This is a genomic window from Halosimplex pelagicum, assembly GCF_013415905.1.
In the GTDB taxonomy this organism is placed as follows: domain Archaea; phylum Halobacteriota; class Halobacteria; order Halobacteriales; family Haloarculaceae; genus Halosimplex; species Halosimplex pelagicum.
Window position 1 is genome coordinate 2303806 of record NZ_CP058909.1, and the last position, 19994, is coordinate 2323799.

Sequence of the window (19994 nt, forward strand, 5' to 3'; positions counted from 1 at the left end):
AGACATCTAAGGGCTACTTTGATATGGCCGACACCCGCTAACAGAATATATGGCCCAAGTCAGCGAGACATCTACAGTCCCGGCTTCAATCTATACGCCCGAGGGACGGCGAACACTTCTCATCGCGATCGTTAGCACTGCCATCATCATCCCGTCCCTTCTCACCCCCTATCTGGAGCCGGTCGTCACGCTGTTCCCGATCGTAGCGATTACCGGCGTTCTCCTAGTACGGAGTGGGCGACCAGCTCGAATACCCACGTGGGTCGTCTTCAACACATTTAGCGCGTACATCATTGTCTACGCCGCCTACTCTTTCGGGACGACGTTCCAACTTGAGTTGCTGGCGCTCTTCCTGCTTGGGATGATCGTCTACGATACGCTCGGCGTCAAGGGCGGACAGATGCAGTCCGTCGCAGGCAAGATGATCCAGTACGGCGTCCCGCTGTTCGTGATGGTACCCCACAATCGGGCATTCTCGTTTGAAGCCTTCCGCGAGATCGTCAGCGAAGAAGGGCTGGAAGGACTACACGAGTCTGACCACGGTATCTCGATGCTCGGTGTCGGAGACGGGTTCCTACCAGGAGCACTCGCGGTCGCTGCAGGAAATCTCGGAACGCAGTTTGCCATCGGGCCGGTTGCAGTTTCACTACCCCAAGTAACGACTGCTCTTGGTGCGATTATCGCGTTAGGGATACTCATGTGGGCCGAACTCCCTCGAGCCATCGCCGCGCTCATCGTTTCCGTTCCAGGGGCGCTGCTCGGGCTCGCTGTAGGGCTACTTCTTGATCCCGTCGCCCTGGAGTCTCTTACAGTGCCCCAGATCCCCTTCTTCTGAGGCGGCCGCTGGAACGTCCAAAACGGTTAACTCTCCGCGATTTCCATACGCAAAGTATGTGCCAGCGGATTAGCCGTCGCAAACTCCTAGCCACAACAGCAGCGTCTCTCAGCCTCGCCGGATGTATCCAGACAACCGCCAAACAATCTTGGAAGGACCAAGACGCCTACCCCGACGATGAAAATCGCAATCGGGACTGCGAAATCCGATCTTCAGGTCCCACATCGGGAAAGGTTGAGGCTACGCCAACAGAGCTCGGGTACCGACCGTTCGCCTACACCCTCTCAGGCCGTGGTGATATGCACGGAACGAACCAGCATTACAACCTCACCATCACGGCCGACAGCGACATCGAAATCATCGGAACGAGCATCGACGATCCGGTGAATTCGGTACTGGGTAGCGATAGTTCGACGTTCAACCGCCCAGACGACTCTGATATCATCGAAGAGCAGACCCTATCGAAGGAAGAAACGTACCAAGAGATGTGGCAGGTGCCAGATGGGGAAACCCACACTGTTCTAATCATTCCCGATGGCGAGATGGACGGCTCAATAACCGTGGAAATGGACATCGGCTGTTCTTACTACCTACCGTTAGAAGAATACAAAAACCAAACCGAGTAGTTCAGAGGGGAGCCAGCGAGTTGTCGATGTTGATGCGTTCATCCTTATCCTGATCGTCGATCGAGACGATATCTTCGCGGGAGATGTACCCCTGGAGACTAACCAACGGGGTCCCATACTCCTTCATCAGGTCAATGCCGAGTTCAACATACTCGGGGGATAGGATAGTGACAGAATTCAGAATCGGGTTGATCTCCTGAAGCCCGTTTACTGTCTGCTGGAGGCCGTTGAGTGTATCCCACAGCACTCTAAGAGGATCGTTTCCTTCCTCGGATTCAAACTCAAGTCGTTTTGATCTGGGGTACGGCCCCGGCCCGACGTGCGGAAGGTCCTCATACTCCCTGAACAGGAATTCACTGAAAACCTGCCCGTACACGAATTCCTTGATTTGGGAAATGATGAGGTAGAGGCGGATAGGCGGGGTTATGTCCTCAGATTCTGGGATGAATTGTGCAGTCACGACCGGGGGCCGACTGTAAGTGTCCACATCCTTATGTAATTCCGGGTCACTTCCAGGGCCATGCCTACGATTTGACATTGTATACGTAATTGGAGGATTGCGACGACCTACTAAAAACCTATCGGGGGGCAACGACAATTCGTACAGCCGGATAGGATATTTGAAAATCCGTTTTTATCCCCCAAGTGAAAAGTGAGAGTGCGAATAGAAAGAAAACCTTGACCAACCCAAACTACTACACGGTTCGACGCATAGTTCCGGTGAAGCCAAAGAGAAAAGCGCCGATCGAACACGCCAGTGTTCACCCGATAAAGCAGCTGCATTGCCGAAAGCCAAGACATAGAGCACGAATCCACTATGCAAGACCAGTTAGAAGCGAAAGAACTCAGCATCCCTGTTCAACGGGTCACAGGAGAGACGGTCGAAGACCGACTCACGGAAACGGTTCTTAACCACACCCTCCCAGAACGGTACCTGAACAAGGACGAAGACGGGAACGTCGTGGAAGAGCCAGCCGAAATGTTCGAACGGGTCGCAAAAAACCTCGCCGTCGCCGAGGTCGTCCACGAATCCAACAAGCTCGGAATCGAAGTCTGGGTGACGCCCGACCAGATCAAGCCGAACCATCCTCGCCGTGGGGAACTCGCAGCAGAAGTGTTCGGGTTCGACGGTCGAACCTTCGAGAGTCTCGAAGAAGTCCCCGACGACTTGGAAGACGCGGAACCGGACCTCCTCGATGAAACGGTCGAACTGACCGAAAAGAACGCCAGCAAGTTCGCGTACGACACGCTCGTACCCGAGCTGGAAAACGAGGACCTCAAAGATCACGTCGTCGGAATCAAAAACGAGTTCGAAGACCTACTCAAGCACCTCGACTGGATGCCGAACAGCCCGGCGCTGATGAACGCCGGCGACGAACTCCAGCAACTCGCAGCGTGTTTCGTGATGTCTCCCGATGACGACATCGACAACATCTACGACACGTCGCGAAAAGCGGCCAACACGTTCCAATCGGGAGGTGGCGTCGGCTACGCCTTCTGGAGGCTCCGACCCTACGGCGACGTCGTCGGTTCTACCGGCGGCATCGCGTCTGGACCGATTACCTTCATGCGATCCTTCGATGGGATGTGCGAGACGATCGCTCAAGGCGGCACCCGTCGCGGTGCTCAGATGGGCGTGATGCGAGTTACACACCCAGACGTGATCCAGTTCATCCACTCCAAGAACAAGGACGTCTCTCTCGCGCACACCCTCCGACTGAACGACCCAGACGACTTCACGCACAGTAGCTTCATCGAGGCGCTCGATGAAGCCCGTGGCCTGATCGACGAAGATGGGAACGTCCCACGGCACCTACGGAACGCCGCTGAAGGGCATCTCTCAAACTTCAACATCAGCGTCGGGGTCACCAGCAAGTTCATGCAGGCTGTCAAAAACGACGAAGACTACGAACTCATCAACCCACGCACCGGCGAACCACACATCGCAACAGAGGAGACCAAGGAACTCTACGAACGGTTCGACCTCAGCGACTACGTGGAGGTTGGCGAAGAACTCACGCTGCCTGCGCGTGAAGTCTGGGACAGAATCGCCGACGGCGCTCACGAGAACGGCGAACCGGGAATCCTGATGCTCGACCGGGCGAACGAGCAGCACGCCTTCCCCGTCGAGTCGTCACCCGGCCCGGAACACGACGAACACGAGATCCTCGCAAGTAACCCCTGCGGTGAGCAGTTTTTGGAAGAGTACGAAGCCTGTAACCTCGGCCACATCAACCTCTCAACATCAGTCGCAGAAGAACCGGGCTACAAGAACTCCATCTACGAACTGGAGGGCATCACCAGCAAGCCAACAGCCCGCGACTTCCGCGAGTGGCACAGTCAAGAGTGTGCCCAAGGCTACGACGGGCCTCGCGACGACCCCGAACACATCAAGAAGTTCCTAGATCAAGCACTCAACTGGGAAGACCTCAACAGACGGATCGACCTCGGACTGCGGTTCCTCGAGAACGTCTGTACGATGTCGGACTTCCCCGTGCCGAAGATCGAGGAGACGGTCCGAAAGAACCGCAAGGTGGGCCTCGGAATCATGGGGCTCGCCCAAATGTTCGTCCAGCTCGGCCTCAAGTACGGAGAACCGGCTGCCAACGAGGTCACAAAGCAGTTGATGATCTACATCAACCGCCGAGCGAAGACCAAGAGCCACGAACTCGCCGTGGAGCAGGAACGTGGCTCCTTCGAGAACCACGATGACTCGAAGTACGCCAACCCGGTCGAGTACAAGGAGTGGTTCGAACACCAGACCGGCGAGAAGGCCGAAGACTGGGAAGACGGCTATCCGATTCGGAACTACAACGTGACCACCATCGCCCCGACTGGCACTACCAGCCAGATCGGACGGACAAGCGGTGGTTGCGAGCCGATCTTCTCCGTCGTGAACTTCCGTAGCAGTAGTGATGACATCCACGACGGCGAACTGTACGTCGAGATGGACGACTACTTCAAGGAAGTTCTCGAAGCCAACGGAATCGACAGCGGGGAGGTGAAAGAAGAAGCCACTGAACAGATGAACAACGAGGAGTACAACGGCATCCAGGGACTCTCAACGGTCCCGGACGCCCTCTCCGAGCTGTTCATCACCACAAAGGACCTCACGGCCAAGCAACACGCGCAGGTCCAATGTGCGGCGCAGAAAGGCGTAGACAGCAGTATCAGCAAGACGATCAACGCGCCCAGTGACGCCACCCTCGAAGAGACGAAGGAGGTCCTAATGTACGTGTACGACCACGGCGGCAAGGGAGTCACGTACTATCGCGACGGTTCCAGGTCGAAACAGGTGAAGACCACGCGAAAGCAGAACACGGAGTTCAGCGACCTCGACGAAGAGAACGCCGCCGAAGTCATCTTGGAACAGATCCGAGAGACCTTCGACGAGTCCATCTTCGACTTCCTCAGCGACGAATCCGTCCAAGAAGAAATCAACGGCGACGTGAAGAAGATCATCAACCTCATCGACGAGGAGAAGCTCCCTGGTGGCTACGCGCTGACCCGAGCACGACCGAAGACGCTCCACAGCGCCACGACGAAGATCTCTACCGGGTACGGCGAGATCTTCATCAACATCACGTACGACGACAACGGCGACCCGTTCGAGACGTTCATCAACACCGGCAAGTCGGGCGGACTCTTCGCGTCTGACTCCGAAGCGATCGGCAAGGTAGTCTCCGTGGCGCTCCGAAGTGGGGTCCCACCGGAAGAGATCATCGACGTCCTCGAGAACATCCGTGCCCCCAAGCGCGGGTGGGACGAGGGAGAACAAATCGAATCGATACCGGACGCCGTCGCGACCGCACTGAAGCGGTTCCAGCGTGGCGAACTGTTCGACGAAGAACCACAACAGCAGCAACAGCTCGATACTATCGTCGACAACGCGGAGAACGGGAAGAGTCCCGAAAGTGACGGGAACGCTCAGGAAAACGAAGAGCGAGTGAGTCCCGTTGAGCACGGCGAGTCTCCGAAGTGTCCCAGCTGCGGAGAGGACGCGCTGTACTACTCAGAAGGCTGCAAAACGTGCGACGACTGCGGATGGAGCGAATGCTGAGAAACTAACCGCTATCCCTTCTACTCCGCTTCTTCGACGCTAACTGTGATGTTTTGACCGTTCTCGACCGTCTGGTTTAGGTCAACGGGTTCACCATCGACGGTGACTGCGATCTCGGGGTTGGTAAGGTTCTTTGTGTACTTCCCGCTGATCGTAGCAGGTGGCTCTGAATCATTGACCAAGCTGAGGCCGTAGAGAGCATCCCGTACCGTATATCTGTAATCAGTCGGCACGTTCATCCGCCACGTCCCCGTCTCATTTTCAACATAGAAGTACTTCGTCCCGTCTAATTCAGACGCAGGGACCTGCTCTCCCCCGACTTCGACACTCATCTGCCCATGTTCATAGACCCATTCAGTACCACCGTCACCACCAGTGTCACCACCAGCCGATGAACCACCCATTACCGCAACGGCACCGAGACCAATGATGAATACGAGGGCCGCAGCAGAAGCACCGATCGTGATAGGCTTGAACCGATAGTTGTCCTCCCGCATTTTGTCAAGGTCACCATCCCATTTCTTCTCAAGTTTCCGCTCATCTACAGAGGATACTTCGTCGATATGCTCCTCTGCTAAGTGTGTGAGGTAAGCCTGTTCAACATCTTCATCTGAGTCATCTATGTGTGACTCACAGTAGTCGCAATCGGGCATACCCGTAGATGAGAGTGTACCGTTACAAAAGGTTTTGCTCCGTCGCAGATCCGAACTCAAACTCCCTCACTGTAGAGAATGTTTTTATCTGGCGGATAGAGTGACCCAATGTCTTCGGAACATGGTGGAGTTGACAGGCAAGTAAGTCAAGAATCAACCCACGAACCTGACGAAACTCGAACAGAGGAGGAAAAATCGCTGAAGGCGGAGATTCCCAGTAGGCTGCCCAGCTGCTTGGATGGATCTATCAACGAGGGAGCTGACCGTTGGTTCCAGTACCAAGGAGAGCTACTCTTCGACCGGGCTGAGATACGAGACATCTCAAAGCGGTTGTTCCTAATCTCCGAGATGGAATTCGAGCGTGCTGAGAACGTCGAAACAGAAATCCAGTGGTGGAAGACTATAGACTTCATCGATGAGGTAGAGCAGCGGTGGGAAAAAGCGACTGAAGACCACTCGTTCCTCGTCGCTGTTCCTACGCCAGACATCGAACAACAGTCCGACCCACGCAGAGCGATAATCAAGGTGGACTACCACTATCACAAACGGGAAATTCGCACGGTACAGGAGTGGAAGCGGGACCAGATTCTCGCTACACTCCGAGAATTCGACTACTGGGTCTACCATACGAAGGTCATCAAGCCAGCATTAGAATCGGTTGCTGAGTAGGTCGAGAAGTTGTTTTTACCTCTCGGACTCGAATGAGAGAGTTCATAGGTAGAATAGCTCAGGAAATCCTGAGAGTACCCAAACACAACCCCATTCACATATGGCAACAGATACGCTTGACAACCTGGACGAAGGCGACTACGTGCATAGCGAGGAAACCGGCGAAGTCTACGAGGTAGAAGAAATCGACGTAGAGTTCAGCGACGATGGAATCCCCACCGGGACAGTCACCTTCCGCGATGGGGACTCAACGTTCACGCGAAACGCAGAAGAAGTCGACTACGAACTTCATGACCTCATTCTCGCGGTCGTCGACGAAGACGTGATCAACCACGCCGAACAGATCCTCGTCTCCTTCGCGGAGCAAGAGATCGGCAACTACATTCAGCGGCTGGGAGTGAACCACGACTACAACGGTATCGAAGAAGTGGAAACGCTCCGGGACATCAAGGCGGCAGCATTCCTCGATCGTCGCTCCAGAGAATAAACGATGCTAGAACACAGTACATCTCCCAGTTTCTCAGACAGAGAACGGAACAGGATCATCACCGACATCATGCACTGGAAATGTGAACTGGAGAACGACCAAGACTTCCCACCTGAAAAGTTCCAGGCGTTCGTCAACAAGCTTCGGTCGATGGACGATGCCGAACTGAAGGGGTTCTGGAAAGACCACGTCGGGGAGTGGCTAGCGTCACGGGACGACCTCAATTTCGAGCCCGAGACAGAGAAGTTGAAAATCGTCGAGTGGCACGATGTTCTCACAGCATCCCTGAACGGCGTAGAGCCACCCGAAAGCGGCGACTTCGACGACTGGTTGGACAGTCAGTTCGAGAAACTCATCAGCGGTGAACAGACCGACTACGGATACGTGGTCAACGTCGACGTTCAGCCACGGTCAAGTGGTGTTGCCTAATGTCGGACACAGATACACAAGGCGGGTCAGCATCCTTCCCACGAGATGACCGTGAATCAACGGAAAATCCCGACCCCCTCAACGACGAGAACGCTTTCGAAGACCGTCTAAAGAAAGAACTCTTCAACACGACAGTCGCCGCAGGAATCGACAACGAGGAACACCATGTAGGGCGGGTTTACGAAGGCCATGCAACCGCCAAGATCAGAACACACACCTACGAGGACGGGTCGAAAAGAATTCACGAGTCCGATGACCTAACTCCGAACTGGATAGATCAGGAGCACTACCGGTGCCACACCTGCGGAATGAAGATCCAGAGCAGAATAATCGCATTCCTTCACGCGAGTGAAAAAGCTCCAGAACTGGTAGAGCATCTACCGCCAGCTGTCCGGGCAAACGTGTCCAAACTCGCAAGGCTAGAGGATTTCTACGCCGAGGATTCTGACTGAATCGCTAGCCAGCCGAACGCTTATGGCGGTTCTATCCGTCATTTAATCCAACGGCGGTGTAATCAATGTATCGAGAAGGCCACATAGGGTTAGGTCTGCTTGTAGCAACGCCATTCGCAATCTTGTTCAGTTTCAGTATCGCTCCACAGTGGGGGCTGTTCACATTCGGCTTCGCGTTCATTACGTCGCGAGCACCAGATATTGATCAATCCCTCCCGCTGATCTCCCATCGTGGATTTACCCACACCATCTGGTTCGGAATCCTCCTGAGTCTATTCTTCGCGATAGGTGCTACGGTCGCCCTATCGCCGTTTATTATGGACACAGGCTCGCTCGACGGGCTCGATGCTCTGGCTTCTCTACTGATGGGTAACTGGGAAGTCTTCATCATTGGATTCGTAGGGTGTTTCGCTGGATTCGTTAGCCATCTCGTTGGCGATATCCTCACAGAAGCATACGACTACACGGTAAACCCATTCTGGCCCATCTCGAATACAGCCTACACCCTCGGATGGACCCAAGCCGACTCGAAGGTCTGGAACTGGGGACTCCTGGTTCTTGGAGCAGTCGCGACCGCCGGAACGGTCGCCCTGATCTGAGCTTCCCTCAACTGATTGGTGTATAGGTGAAAGAAGAACGAACTGGTTTTTCTCCCCCGTTTTGGGGTGAAGGAGTTCTTAACAGAGGTATGTCAACGAACTCATCAACTCAATCCCAGAGCGATAGTACTGGCTCGCAACCAAACATCGAACAGCCGACTGAGAGCGTCGACGAACAAACCGCAAACTCTGATGACGAAGGCACTTCCCAAGACTCAGACTCCGTTACGGGAACTGAAGCCTTCGACATCACGGCACAAACGCAAATGCAATTCGGCGAGAGCGGAGAGCTTGAACCGAAAAACGACGCTGTCGAGGTCACTCTGGACGAGTTCGACGTCGACATCGATCAGCGAGAAAAGGAGACACAGATCGACCGTCCAGAGGCGACCGGTCTGATGGCTGACGATCGGCCCGAGCTGGACACTCGAGACGGTGGCGAACAGGCAAACTTGTTCGCGGATGCTGAAGAAGAGCAGCAAACGCTAACCGGCGAATCGGCTCAAAATCAGTGCCTCTTCGACGCAGTTGACGAGGAGGAGTAACCAATTCGACATCCTATTCGTTCATTACGCCTGTGTCGATTACTCTGTTAGAAGGCATTCATAGGCCGCAGACACAGGTTTAAGGATGAATAGATCATCTCTATATCCATGAAAAACAACGATTCAAACGATCCCCTCCCCGAGGACGAGAATCTGGGTAGTGCCGGGTCCCCGCACTCTACTGGGCGCACTCTTCATCAGCGATCGGCTGACTTCGAGCGTGCCGAACAAGAAGGTTCACCAGCTCACTGTGAAGTCTGCGGAGCGTCAATCCCGCCCACGAATAACCGTTGTTCAGACCATCAACAGAGCAGCAAGGACGAAACAACGGCAAGTGGAGATTCATGGTCAATCTCGAACGTGGGGGTTGTCATCGTCGCCGCGTCAAGCAAGTTCCACGCCTTAGCAAACGCCTCCGTCGCGCTTCGTCGCCGTGACGGAAGTCACGGTAGCGACGATAGTTTCGATCTCATATACGACTTCGGTGAGCCATCAACAACCCTCACATCCAACTGGGGTGGTGAGTTACCTGATGCTGCTAAACTTAGCACTCCTGTTGGAGAAGACCTACTGGAGCGTGCATTCTCGAAAATAGACTCAAACGACAGCGAAAGGGATGGTGAGATCGCCGGGATCGACGTCAACCTAAGCGTTCTCGGCCAACCCAGCAACTCGGGAACCTACCTATTCAACGAACGAGGCGAAGCCATCACCGATGAACAACAGATAAACGCCCTCTCAGATGGCCCCGAAAACGGCGACCACAACTACTGGGCGATCCCTGCAGTCCTCTATAGCAGTTCTCAAGAGTCGAGCCCAGAACCGCAGCGTTCCCTTGACTGTGTAAATTGCGGCGTCAGTCAGCACACCTTCGACAGAGCTATCGAGAATCCCGGTGTAGATGGCCAAGAACGCATCGGTGTGTGGGTCTGTCTAGAATGCAACAGCCGGAAAGCTGGAGCACCACCCACCAAACCGGGAGATGAGAGCATCTCGAAAGAAACCGTGCCGACAACGAGCGACGAAAAGCCCATTAACAAGGCGGAAGAAAACCAGTTTGAGACCATGATGGAGCGTTTAGAGTCTGAAGGTAGACTTGGCAACGCTTCAGAATCAAGGTGAGAACCGGGTCTAAAGTATGTCAGATAGCTCAACTACGGATACGGCAGAAGACGAACCAGACGATGAGTCAGACAATTCCAACACCGACCCCGTAGAAGAGGTGAGAACCGAAGACGGCGAGATCCCATTCGATGAACTCCCGCGTGAAGAGAAAGTGGGTGCGATATTCGAGAACTCTGGTGAAGCCTTCCGCCACCTAAAACGCGAATGGGAAGAAGAACGAGTGCAAGTGTACTTCTTGTTTTACTCGTTTGCGATGGTAGGCGGGATGTTGTTCCTGCTCTATCAAGGCTGGACGAAGCTCCTTATCGGAGCATTCGCCTTCTACATCATCACCATTCTGCCGCCGCTCTACATCTACGAGGAGGAAACCTACTTCCAGTCCGATAAAGTCCCGACCACGAAAGACGAGTGAATTTTTTCGCTTAACTCACAGTGAGGAGAGGAGGTTACTCCAAGTCCAGTTGTTCTCTGGCCTTCTCGATTTCGCTCTTGACGCTGGATTCCTGTATATCTCTGAGTTCGGCGATTGTCTCAGGATCAGAGTAGTCATCCGAGGCGTATTCGTGAAGGAAGTAGTAAACCGAGCGGGCAAGACGTTCCCCATCGTACTCTTGGAGGATCTCTGCGAGGAGATCCGCCGTGTTCTGGGGGTAGTCGTCCCAACCGAGATGGATACTGAAGAATTTCTTGGTAGGCCGGTCGTATACGCCTGAACACTTGAGATGGCCCTGCCGTTCGAGTTTGGCCTGTGCCCATCTTGGGAGACTTTCTAAGGTGGTTTGAGAAACCGGGTAACAGGGCGCATCGGGGATGCCTATAATGTCGTAGATCGGAAGTTCGGTGTGGGACTCTTGAACGAAGTGCATCACGTAGTCCGTCTCCAGCTCCAGCTTCCCCTCTTGGAAGCAGAGATGGACCAGCCCCTCATCAGAATCGTCTTCTTCCGACCCGTCTTCGCCAATAAACTCAGCCCGCCCCCGACTTCGAGCTATCTTGGACTCGATCGAGATCGCGTCATTCAGTTTGGCGAAATCATCGAGTGAAGCACCCTTCCGTATCAAGACTCGAGAGATTTGGACCTCCTCGTCCGAATCCGACTGACTCTCCTTTTCGTCATCGTTCTCAGAAGGTGAACCCTTCGCAGATTGGTCTTTGTCTGAGTCCCTGTTCGATACTGATGGCCGCCGGTCAGACCGCCGCTCCCGCTGCCTACGCTTTCGGCGCTTTGCCTCTCGCTTCCCCGAGGACATACAGAAACGAACCAACGGAATCCACAAAAAACTATGCTACTGGCTCTCCCGATCCGCGACCAGCCTGAACCTTACCAAGCCATTCCAACAGCACCATCCAAACCACTTGGTAAGGTGAGGCACTGAACACCCCCCTTTCCATACTACTAGTGGAGTCCTATCCACTAGTTGTTCTGTCAGCCCACCCCATAAACTAATAACCCCGGTCTTGTTAGTACGGAGTAACCGGAGATAGACGCTGGAGGCGCTGGACTCCTCCGTACGGGGCATCCCACCCAGTCCAGGCCGTCCAGTAGACACCTCTCCGGCACCCAGAAACACAGGAAATATGAGCGAACTCAAATATCCAGACGCAGTTGATGGCGTCAAAGACGTCCTCGAGACTGCTGAACAGGAAGAGGATGTGGAGATCGGTGTAGACGATGAAGCAATCTCGGAACGGCTTGAGGAGTACGTCGACGCACGGATCGACCCTGAAGACGCGGTTCGTTACGTCGTCGAGGACATCCTCGAAGATGCTGGGGTCGAAAATACATCTGAGTACACCCGAGGTGTTTCGGGGAGTCGAAGAGGTGGTTCTACCGACAACGAGCAGCTGACGGCAGAGGAGATCGTCGAACCGAACCGCTGGATCGAATTCGAGGGTACAGTCATCGAAACATTCGACACGTCAAGTGACTCGATCGCCCAGCAAGGCCGGCTGGCAGATGATACCGGAACCATCCGGTTCACTATCTGGGAGAGTTCAGATGTCGAAACTCGACTAGAAGAAGGCAAATCCTACAACCTGGAGCCCGTCGTCGTGAACGAATTCCAGGGCGAGTTCGAGATCAAGCTCGAAAACGTCACCGACATCGCGGAGCTGAAAGGCGACGACGCACTCGGGATCGACCCCGATGAATACACTGAAACAGTCAGCGGGGCCATCATCAAGTTCCAAGACCAAATGGGACTCATCGACCGTTGCCCGAACGAAGACTGTCGGCGCGTCCTCCAACAGGTGAACTACTGCCCCGACTGTGGAGAAGTCGACTCAGAACTCGACCTCCGCACAAAGGCCGTCGTCGACACTGGCAACGACACCTGGACGATCTTCCTCGACGAAGAAAACACGGAGGCACTAGCGCACATCAACCTCCAAGAAGCCAAGCGAATGGTGGAAGAACACAACGACCGCTCGGTCGTCCGATGGGCGATCGAAGAAGAGCTCCACGGAGAGTACCTGAAACTGTGGGGCCGCGATCGTGGTCGACGGTTCGACGTCGAGGAATTCGAGTTGGCCCCATCCCCGAAAATCGACGAACTGCAGGAGCTACAGGACGAACTCAAGGGACTGCCCTGAAACCGACCATTCAACACGAAACTGAAATACAATGAGTGAATCACAATATCAGGGGCCAGAGCCGGCCCGTCGAGTCTTCGCATGGGAGTTCAAGGACGCCACCTACCAGGAGCGGCAGGGTGATGAAGAACGTTCACCGAAGATGCTGCTCTTCCCGACTGGTGAGTGGGCGAATCGCGTGTTCGTCGTCGGAACTCTCGTCGATATCAACGACCAGTCAGACACGGACGACTACATCAGCGGTGAACTACGTGACCCGACTGGCCACTTCAGCATCAACGCAGGCCAGTTCCAGCAGGACGCCCAAAAAGAACTCCAACGGCTGGAAACCCCACAGTACGTAGCTGTCACGGGGAAGGCTCGGCAGTTCCAAGGTGATGCTGGAACGATCACAACCATCCGAGTCGAACAGGTCACCGCTGTCCCGGACGCGATCTACGACAGGTGGGTCGCTGATACTGCTATCCAGACGCTCAGACGGCTGGACACCTTCGACAGTCCCCACAACGAAGCCGCAGAACAGGCGGCTGACATCTACGGAACCGACCTGGAAGAGTATCGCGATGCAGCAGTCGAGGCGCTCGAGTTCGTCGAAGATCTGCTCCATGAAGAAGGGGTCGAAAAAGAAAGCGACCAGCCCGATGACGACACTGAACAGTCGGCCCAACCAACCACTGAAGATCTGTCAGATGGGGCAGCCCCAGAAGACATCGAAGAAGCCGTTTCACAGGTAGACTCGGGACAGTAAGAACGCTCGATATCGGTCTGGATTTTCAATTCACAAGAGGTAGGAGATGAGCTATAAAGAATACGTAGAACTGTCTTGGCGGATTTTCGATGCTGCTACCCTTTCCGCTGAGATCATGGGTTGGGCCGGAGTGTTAATCGGGAGTGTTGGATTCGTTCTCAGCAAAAGTGACCCGGCTCGCCATCGGCGGTTCCGAGGGTTACTATTCGGGGGTGCAGCTGCGCTCGTTGCTGTTCTCTTCGTTGGCGGAGTCTACGAGTCCGTCACATACGTCATGACTGGACAGACTGGGGAAGTAGACCACGCCACGAGTATGTACCCAGAACTGTTCCTCCAAGTGTTCAACGGAGACGTGGCGGACGTCTTACCGCTTGCTGGGATTCTCTCACAGGTCGCCGCGATCATCGGAATGGCCGCATTCGTATTCGGCGTAGGCCTCTGGGGAGTCACGAAGCGGCGAAGCGTGTTCAATGGTAAATCTCAGCGGATCATCTACGGTGGACTTGCATTAATGGCAATGTCGGTAGGGGAGCGGCTATTAGCCGCCGGAGCACATATCCTGATATCTTACATCGCAATCGGGACATAGCTGGGACAAGCTTACTTTGTTCCAATTCTGTAACCCTTCAATAGGGTATCAAGTACTCCTCACCGCATGAATTTTATATAGGGACCGACTCAAACCTGAATATAGCAATGGCAGAGAACGAGCTTCGACGCCGTACAGTCTTGGCTGCAGCAGGAACCGGCCTCGTCGGAAGTCTCTCTGGATGTTCAACCATCCTCGGCGACGACTCAAGTGGTAGTGATTCAAGTCCTCCGCCGGACCCGACGATCGAAGAAGTCACCGCCGAAGTACAGAACTTCCGGCAGACGCAAGAACACAGCACCACGTACATCCTACTCGCGAACAACGGCGGCCTCGGAGAACTGAAACTCACGATCAAAGCCAAAGGCGAGGCGGCGATCTACACAGAAGACAAGCAAGTGTTCTCACTCGAGGCCGGGCAAGAACTCCAAACCCGCTTCGAGCTATTCACTCACGAAGGCGCGAAAGAACTCGTCGTCGAGATCCAGGCAACAGCGAAGCCCGAGAACAGCGATACCTACATCGTGAGCGAAGAGAAAACGCCAGACGACATCGACTACAGTGCAAACACCGATTCAGCCTAACTCGTTTTACCCCGGCTCGATTTAGACGCCTAATTTATTCCAGCTCGCTAACGGTTCGTCCCCCAATCTGACCCAAAATATAAATCGCACTCTACCAAACCTGAGAAACAGATTATAGCGATGACCGACAAAAAGCGGGTCCTCTCAGGTCTCCTTATATCGTTGGCTGTCCTCGCGGCCATCGGTATCGGACTGGGGGCCGTCAGCGGTCAAATCCTGAGTGAGGAATCGTACTACGAAGAAAACTTCACGCAGTACAACGAGTCGGCAGTCCAACTGACAGCCGACGACAACCTACAAAATCAGCACCTAATCAACCAAGACACCTGGAACCAAAACTACAATAGCATTAACCGCGACTGGGATCACAGCCCTCAATACGGGAGTTCAGACAACCAACGCAGATCGTGGGCTGACTTCGACCAGTCAAAACCGTGGCTCCAAGCCGAATGGGAAGGTGACAGCTACGGTGAAGTTGGAATGTATAAGGAGTTAGAAGTGCCCGATGGGATGACGAATCCTGTTCTAGTCGTCGAGCACGCACACTCAAACCAAGAGACCAACGACCCACGGCACGAACTCGCCATCTGGGACGCCGACCGAAATACTGGCCAGCTCTACACCACCCGACCGTACGACAGTAATCCCGGCTGGATAGCATCCCGTGCTTATACTCACAACGATGCTATCCGGGACGAGCTATCCAAGGACAGTGAAATGGACCGGACCCATCGGCAGACCTGGAAGACCCACATGTTCGACGTAAGTGGGGAAGCCGATAACGTCACCCTGATCAAAGCAAACCGGATGAGTTCCGGCGACAACAACGAAGAGAGTTTCGTGATGCTCCGGCAGGTCTACTGGGTCAACGCAGGCCAGGACGCCTTCCAGACCGAAGTTAATGGATTCGAGTCCGTCCCTGAAGACGACTCGTTCGGAGGACCCGATCCATACGACCTCAAGTTAATCAACGAACCAACCGCCGAAGGCGAACAGACCTCCCTCCGGTCTGATGCAAGTGCCATCACTCGCGACTTCCAGCTCGACGGGATCAGTGACGCCCAGAAATCGTACTTCGTGATGGAAGGGACCTCTCAGTCCCAGCATCCCGTTGAGTACACCATCGAAGCGTACGGGCAAGAAGTCGCGTCCGGCACTATCGACCCCTACTCATCATCCGAAGAAACCGTTGAACTGGACCTCAACACCGACGAAGTGACGGTCAGGTTCGATTCAGAAGGCCAGTACGACATCCACAACGTCCAGTTCACCGCCCTCGAAGAGACTTCACAGGGCGATCCGCTGGCGAAAAACAGCAACCCCGGCGGCATTACGCTGAACCCCGACAAAGGGTACGATAGAACCATTGGCCTGTTCACTGCCGGTCTGGACCTCACAACCGACACGATGCTGTACGTCGTGATGATCGCCATCACGATCGGTTTCGTCGTCTTCAGCTTCACGAAGTCCGTTCGCGGCCAGGAGTTCGCTCAGTCGCTGCTGTTCGGTGCGATCATCGCTGGTGTGGTCATCGTCGGTGTCGTCCCGACGATGAACTTAGCTACGTGGATCTTCACCGGAGACGTAGACAGAGCACCGCTTGCAGACCCCGCACTCGAAGCCGAGCCGCCGACATACTATAGCACCGAGTTCCAAGACGGGACGATGCACGGCTGGTCGTACGACAACTCCCGTGGGACTGGAAGCGTCCGACCCGTCTCTGTCGGAGAGACCTTCGAGCTCCAATTCACCGGGAACGGGGAAGACCCCGGCATCATACAACATCAGGAGCACATCTCACTCGGGAATTCCCTGGATACCGGATTCGTCAGTATTGACGGTGCCGCAGAGGGCGCAGCAGGATATCAGGACAATCCCCACGAAGTCACGTACAACGTCCGGGTCTACGTGACCGACGACGGAACCCTTGACAGCTCAGAAATGCTCGATACGAGCACCAACTACGTCGAGTCCGGCCAGAGCGCCACGGAGCTACGCAATCCCGTGACCAGCATCACCGAGGTCAGAGCAACTATCGACGGTGAGACCCGTGACCTCTCAAGCGACTTCGAGATCGTCGACGACGACGCCGGGATCATCAGGTACACCGGGAACCAAACGTTGGCTAACAACGACACCTACTCTGAGACGCTAAACAACCCGGACATCACCTTCGAGACCCACAACAACGGTGCCAGCAATGAGAATATGGGTACGATGGAGCCCGGCGACACCTACGAGGTGTCGAAGAGCGAAACCAGCGAGGATATCGCTAAAGTCGAAGAAGTCGCCCGATCGTTCGACGGCGAGACGATGGCGAACGAGAAGATGGTCACGTTCGAGCTCGACGGCGAGTACGTCCACACAGTGCTGATCGTGCGAGGCAACCGTGGTGACGAGAACCCGATCGGCACCCTCGACTCCGTCCGAGTCGGCGCAACCACTGAAGGAGGGAGTACAGAACACTGACCCACTAAGATACAGCGGTTTAGTCCACTCTGTTCTCCTTTCCTATCTCTGATTCAGGACTCTCACTTTCCCCCATTCTGGTAACCATTAGGCCCTCATTCAACCAAAAATATAAATCGCACTCTGCCAAACCTGAGAAACAGACTACAGCGATGACCGACAAGAAGCGGGTCCTCTCAGGTCTCCTTATATCGTTGGCTATCCTCGCAGCCATCGGTATCGGACTGGGGGCCGTCAGCGGCCAAATCCTAAGTGAGGAATCGTACTACCAGGAAAATTTCACGCAGTACAACGAGTCGGCAGTCCAACTGACAGCCGACGACAACCTACAAAACCAACACCTGATCGACGACAATAGTTGGAACCACAACGATTACGGCATTAGTCACGACTGGGATCACAACCCCCAGTACGGAAGTGCAAGCGACCAACGGAGATCGTGGTCTCCATTCGACACCTCGAAACCGTGGCTACAAGGAGAATGGCAAGGTGACGATCAAGGTTCTGTCGGGATATATAAAGAATTAGAAGTCCCAGATGGAATGACGAATCCTGTCTTGGTCGTTGAACACGCCCACACCGATCAGCATATGAGCGACCCACGTCACGAACTAGCAATCTGGGACGAAGACCGTAATGAGGGTCAACTTTACACTACCCGGCCGTACGACAGTAGGCCTGGTTGGATGGCTTCCCGCGTTTACGCGAACGGAGATAACATTCGGGATGACCTATCCAAAGATGCTGAACTAGCCCGTTCAGACCGGCAGCAGTGGAAGACCCACATGTTCGATGTGAGCGGCGAGGCCGACAACGTCACGCTGATTAAAGCTCAGCGGATGTACTCGAACGGGAACGACGAAGGGTTCGTGATGCTTCGGCAGGTCTACTGGGTGGACGCAGGCCAAGACGCCTTCCAGACCGAAGTGGAGGGATACGAATCCGTCCCTGAAGACGATTCATTCGGCGGTCCTGACCCGTACGACCTCAAACTCATTAACGAACCGACCGCCGAAGGCGAACAGACCTCTCTCCGGTCTGACGCGAGCACCGTCACCCGTGACTTCCAGCTTGACGGGATCAGTGACGCCCAGAAATCGTACTTCGTGATGGAAGGGACCTCTCAGTCAGAACACCCTGTCCAATACACCATCGAAGCATACGGGCAAGAGGTCGCGTCCGGCACTATCGACCCCTACTCGTCATCCGAAGAAACCGTTGAACTGGACCTCAACACCGACGAAGTGACGGTCAGGTTCAGTTCCAATGGCCAGTACGACATCCACAACGTCCAGTTCACCGCCCTCGAAGAAACCTCACAAGGAGACCCTCTCGCGAAGAACAGCAATCCTGGCGGCATCACGCTGAACCCTGATAAGGGGTACGACCGGACGATCGGCCTGTTCACTGCCGGTCTGGATCTGACGACCGACACGATGCTGTACGTCGTGATGATCGCCATCACGATCGGTTTCGTCGTCTTCAGCTTCACAAAGTCCGTTCGCGGCCAGGAGTTCGCTCAGTCGCTGCTGTTCGGTGCGATCATCGCTGGTGTGGTCATCGTCGGTGTCGTCCCGACAATGAACTTAGCTACATGGATCTTCACAGGAGACGTCGACCGAGCGCCGCTCGCTGACCCCGCACTCGAAGCCGAGCCACCGACGTACTATAGCACTGAGTTCCAGGACGGGACGATGCACGGCTGGTCGTACGACAACTCCCGTGGAACTGGGAGCGTCCGACCCGTCTCCGTCGGAGAGACCTTCGAGCTACAATTCACTGGAAACGGAAAAGACCCCGGTATCATCCAACACCAAGAGCACATCTCACTCGGGAATTCCCTGGACACCGGATTCGTCAGTATTGACGGTGCCGCAGAGGGCGCAGCAGGATATCAGGACAATCCCCACGAAGTCACGTACAACGTCCGGGTCTATGTGACAGATGATGGAACTCTTGATAGCTCAGAAATGCTCGATACGAACACCAACTACGTCGAGTCCGGCCAGAGTGCCACGGAACTACGCAACCCGGTGACCAGCATCACCGAGGTCAGAGCAACTATCGACGGTGAGACCCGTGACCTCTCGAACGACTTCAAGATCGTCGACGACGACGCCGGTGTTGTAAAATACACCGGGAACCAGACGCTGGCTAACAACGACACCTATTCGGAGACGTTGAATAGCCCGACCATCACCTTCGAGACCCACAACAACGGTGCCAGCAGCGAAAACATGGGTACGATGGAGCCGGGCGACACCTACGAGGTGTCGAAGAGCGAAACCAGCGAGGATATCGCTAAAGTCGAAGAAGTCGCTCGCTCGTTCGACGGCGAGACAATGGCGAACGAGAAGATGGTCACGTTCGAGCTCGACGGCGAATACGTCCACACGGTACTGATCGTGCGAGGCAATCGTGGCGACGAGAATCCGATCGGCACCCTCGACTCCGTCCGAGTCGGCGCGACCACTGAAGGAGGTAGTACAGAACACTAACTCCTCAGGAACGACTGATTCGGACCCGCTCGTG

20 protein-coding genes are annotated in these 19994 nt (G+C 54.8%); 17 read left to right on the plus strand and 3 right to left on the minus strand.

Annotated features, from left to right (window positions below):
* The first annotated feature begins 49 nt into the window (after positions 1–49).
* Together HZS54_RS11280 and HZS54_RS11285 are read left to right on the plus strand one after the other, a co-directional pair.
* Entirely contained in the window at positions 50–835 is a 786-nt protein-coding gene (locus HZS54_RS11280; RefSeq protein WP_179922618.1) for a presenilin family intramembrane aspartyl protease, read from the plus strand.
* Positions 836–1134: 299 nt separating this feature from the next.
* Positions 1135–1461, plus strand: a complete 327-nt coding sequence (locus HZS54_RS11285) for a hypothetical protein (protein ID WP_179922619.1) — start codon at positions 1135–1137, stop codon at positions 1459–1461.
* A 1-nt stretch (position 1462) separates the two neighbouring features.
* On the opposite strand, the gene HZS54_RS11290 is transcribed toward HZS54_RS11285, so the two are convergent.
* Positions 1463–1921, minus strand: a complete 459-nt coding sequence (locus tag HZS54_RS11290; RefSeq protein ID WP_179922620.1) for a hypothetical protein — start codon at positions 1919–1921, stop codon at positions 1463–1465.
* Positions 1922–2278: 357 nt separating this feature from the next.
* Between HZS54_RS11290 and HZS54_RS11295 the strand changes: the two genes are divergently transcribed.
* On the plus strand, positions 2279–5521 hold the full coding sequence (locus HZS54_RS11295; RefSeq protein WP_179922621.1) for an adenosylcobalamin-dependent ribonucleoside-diphosphate reductase: 3243 nt from the start codon (positions 2279–2281) through the stop codon (positions 5519–5521).
* 20 nt (positions 5522–5541) lie between these two features.
* On the opposite strand, the gene HZS54_RS11300 is transcribed toward HZS54_RS11295, so the two are convergent.
* Positions 5542–6174, minus strand: a complete 633-nt coding sequence (locus HZS54_RS11300) for a hypothetical protein (RefSeq protein WP_179922622.1) — start codon at positions 6172–6174, stop codon at positions 5542–5544.
* A 108-nt stretch (positions 6175–6282) separates the two neighbouring features.
* Between HZS54_RS11300 and HZS54_RS11305 the strand changes: the two genes are divergently transcribed.
* From HZS54_RS11305 to HZS54_RS11340, 8 genes are all read left to right on the plus strand, one after another.
* Positions 6283–6843 carry a hypothetical protein gene (locus HZS54_RS11305; RefSeq protein WP_179922623.1) on the plus strand — a complete coding sequence of 187 codons (561 nt, stop codon included), beginning with the start codon at positions 6283–6285 and terminating at the stop codon, positions 6841–6843.
* A gap of 100 nt (positions 6844–6943) precedes the next feature.
* Positions 6944–7330, plus strand: a complete 387-nt coding sequence (locus tag HZS54_RS11310) for a hypothetical protein (RefSeq protein ID WP_179922624.1) — start codon at positions 6944–6946, stop codon at positions 7328–7330.
* 3 nt (positions 7331–7333) lie between these two features.
* A complete protein-coding gene (locus HZS54_RS11315; protein ID WP_179922625.1) occupies positions 7334–7759 on the plus strand; it encodes a hypothetical protein in 426 nt (141 codons plus the stop codon).
* A complete protein-coding gene (locus HZS54_RS11320) occupies positions 7759–8211 on the plus strand; it encodes a hypothetical protein (protein ID WP_179922626.1) in 453 nt (150 codons plus the stop codon). The genes HZS54_RS11315 and HZS54_RS11320 overlap by 1 nt, the downstream gene beginning before the upstream one ends.
* A gap of 65 nt (positions 8212–8276) precedes the next feature.
* Positions 8277–8810: a metal-dependent hydrolase gene (locus HZS54_RS11325; protein WP_179922627.1), complete on the plus strand. Its 534-nt coding sequence runs from the start codon at positions 8277–8279 to the stop codon at positions 8808–8810.
* A gap of 89 nt (positions 8811–8899) precedes the next feature.
* Positions 8900–9355 (plus strand): hypothetical protein, encoded by a 456-nt coding sequence (locus HZS54_RS11330; protein WP_179922628.1) that lies wholly within the window; start codon positions 8900–8902, stop codon positions 9353–9355.
* 108 nt (positions 9356–9463) lie between these two features.
* A complete protein-coding gene (locus tag HZS54_RS11335; RefSeq protein ID WP_179922629.1) occupies positions 9464–10477 on the plus strand; it encodes a hypothetical protein in 1014 nt (337 codons plus the stop codon).
* Positions 10478–10493: 16 nt separating this feature from the next.
* On the plus strand, positions 10494–10892 hold the full coding sequence (locus tag HZS54_RS11340; protein WP_179922630.1) for a hypothetical protein: 399 nt from the start codon (positions 10494–10496) through the stop codon (positions 10890–10892).
* A gap of 34 nt (positions 10893–10926) precedes the next feature.
* Here the strand turns inward: HZS54_RS11340 and HZS54_RS11345 are convergent, their stop codons facing one another.
* Positions 10927–11730: a hypothetical protein gene (locus tag HZS54_RS11345; RefSeq protein ID WP_179922631.1), complete on the minus strand. Its 804-nt coding sequence runs from the start codon at positions 11728–11730 to the stop codon at positions 10927–10929.
* Positions 11731–12058: 328 nt separating this feature from the next.
* On the opposite strand from HZS54_RS11345, the gene HZS54_RS11350 reads away from it, so the two are divergent.
* From HZS54_RS11350 to HZS54_RS11375, 6 genes are all read left to right on the plus strand, one after another.
* Complete coding sequence (locus tag HZS54_RS11350; RefSeq protein WP_179922632.1) at positions 12059–13072, plus strand: replication factor A; 1014 nt, start codon at positions 12059–12061, stop codon at positions 13070–13072.
* A gap of 31 nt (positions 13073–13103) precedes the next feature.
* On the plus strand, positions 13104–13820 hold the full coding sequence (locus HZS54_RS11355; RefSeq protein ID WP_179922633.1) for a DNA-binding protein: 717 nt from the start codon (positions 13104–13106) through the stop codon (positions 13818–13820).
* A 46-nt stretch (positions 13821–13866) separates the two neighbouring features.
* Positions 13867–14409, plus strand: a complete 543-nt coding sequence (locus HZS54_RS11360; RefSeq protein WP_179922634.1) for a hypothetical protein — start codon at positions 13867–13869, stop codon at positions 14407–14409.
* 107 nt (positions 14410–14516) lie between these two features.
* Entirely contained in the window at positions 14517–14993 is a 477-nt protein-coding gene (locus tag HZS54_RS11365; protein WP_179922635.1) for a hypothetical protein, read from the plus strand.
* Between the two features lie 120 nt (positions 14994–15113).
* Positions 15114–17462 carry a hypothetical protein gene (locus tag HZS54_RS11370; RefSeq protein ID WP_179922636.1) on the plus strand — a complete coding sequence of 783 codons (2349 nt, stop codon included), beginning with the start codon at positions 15114–15116 and terminating at the stop codon, positions 17460–17462.
* Between the two features lie 152 nt (positions 17463–17614).
* The gene (locus HZS54_RS11375; RefSeq protein WP_179922637.1) at positions 17615–19960 is read left to right on the plus strand and encodes a hypothetical protein; all 2346 of its coding nucleotides are present in this window, start codon (positions 17615–17617) and stop codon (positions 19958–19960) included.
* The last annotated feature ends 34 nt before the right edge of the window (positions 19961–19994 follow it).

Coding starts and splice junctions, on each gene's coding strand:
- HZS54_RS11280 (WP_179922618.1), top strand. CDS start 50: ATGGCCCAAGTCAGCGAGACATCTACAGTCCCGGCTTCAATCTATACG.
- HZS54_RS11285 (WP_179922619.1), top strand. CDS start 1,135: ATGCACGGAACGAACCAGCATTACAACCTCACCATCACGGCCGACAGC.
- HZS54_RS11295 (WP_179922621.1), top strand. CDS start 2,279: ATGCAAGACCAGTTAGAAGCGAAAGAACTCAGCATCCCTGTTCAACGG.
- HZS54_RS11300 (WP_179922622.1), bottom strand. CDS start 6,174: ATGCCCGATTGCGACTACTGTGAGTCACACATAGATGACTCAGATGAA.
- HZS54_RS11305 (WP_179922623.1), top strand. CDS start 6,283: ATGTCTTCGGAACATGGTGGAGTTGACAGGCAAGTAAGTCAAGAATCA.
- HZS54_RS11310 (WP_179922624.1), top strand. CDS start 6,944: ATGGCAACAGATACGCTTGACAACCTGGACGAAGGCGACTACGTGCAT.
- HZS54_RS11315 (WP_179922625.1), top strand. CDS start 7,334: ATGCTAGAACACAGTACATCTCCCAGTTTCTCAGACAGAGAACGGAAC.
- HZS54_RS11320 (WP_179922626.1), top strand. CDS start 7,759: ATGTCGGACACAGATACACAAGGCGGGTCAGCATCCTTCCCACGAGAT.
- HZS54_RS11325 (WP_179922627.1), top strand. CDS start 8,277: ATGTATCGAGAAGGCCACATAGGGTTAGGTCTGCTTGTAGCAACGCCA.
- HZS54_RS11330 (WP_179922628.1), top strand. CDS start 8,900: ATGTCAACGAACTCATCAACTCAATCCCAGAGCGATAGTACTGGCTCG.
- HZS54_RS11335 (WP_179922629.1), top strand. CDS start 9,464: ATGAAAAACAACGATTCAAACGATCCCCTCCCCGAGGACGAGAATCTG.
- HZS54_RS11340 (WP_179922630.1), top strand. CDS start 10,494: ATGTCAGATAGCTCAACTACGGATACGGCAGAAGACGAACCAGACGAT.
- HZS54_RS11345 (WP_179922631.1), bottom strand. CDS start 11,730: ATGTCCTCGGGGAAGCGAGAGGCAAAGCGCCGAAAGCGTAGGCAGCGG.
- HZS54_RS11350 (WP_179922632.1), top strand. CDS start 12,059: ATGAGCGAACTCAAATATCCAGACGCAGTTGATGGCGTCAAAGACGTC.
- HZS54_RS11355 (WP_179922633.1), top strand. CDS start 13,104: ATGAGTGAATCACAATATCAGGGGCCAGAGCCGGCCCGTCGAGTCTTC.
- HZS54_RS11360 (WP_179922634.1), top strand. CDS start 13,867: ATGAGCTATAAAGAATACGTAGAACTGTCTTGGCGGATTTTCGATGCT.
- HZS54_RS11365 (WP_179922635.1), top strand. CDS start 14,517: ATGGCAGAGAACGAGCTTCGACGCCGTACAGTCTTGGCTGCAGCAGGA.
- HZS54_RS11370 (WP_179922636.1), top strand. CDS start 15,114: ATGACCGACAAAAAGCGGGTCCTCTCAGGTCTCCTTATATCGTTGGCT.
- HZS54_RS11375 (WP_179922637.1), top strand. CDS start 17,615: ATGACCGACAAGAAGCGGGTCCTCTCAGGTCTCCTTATATCGTTGGCT.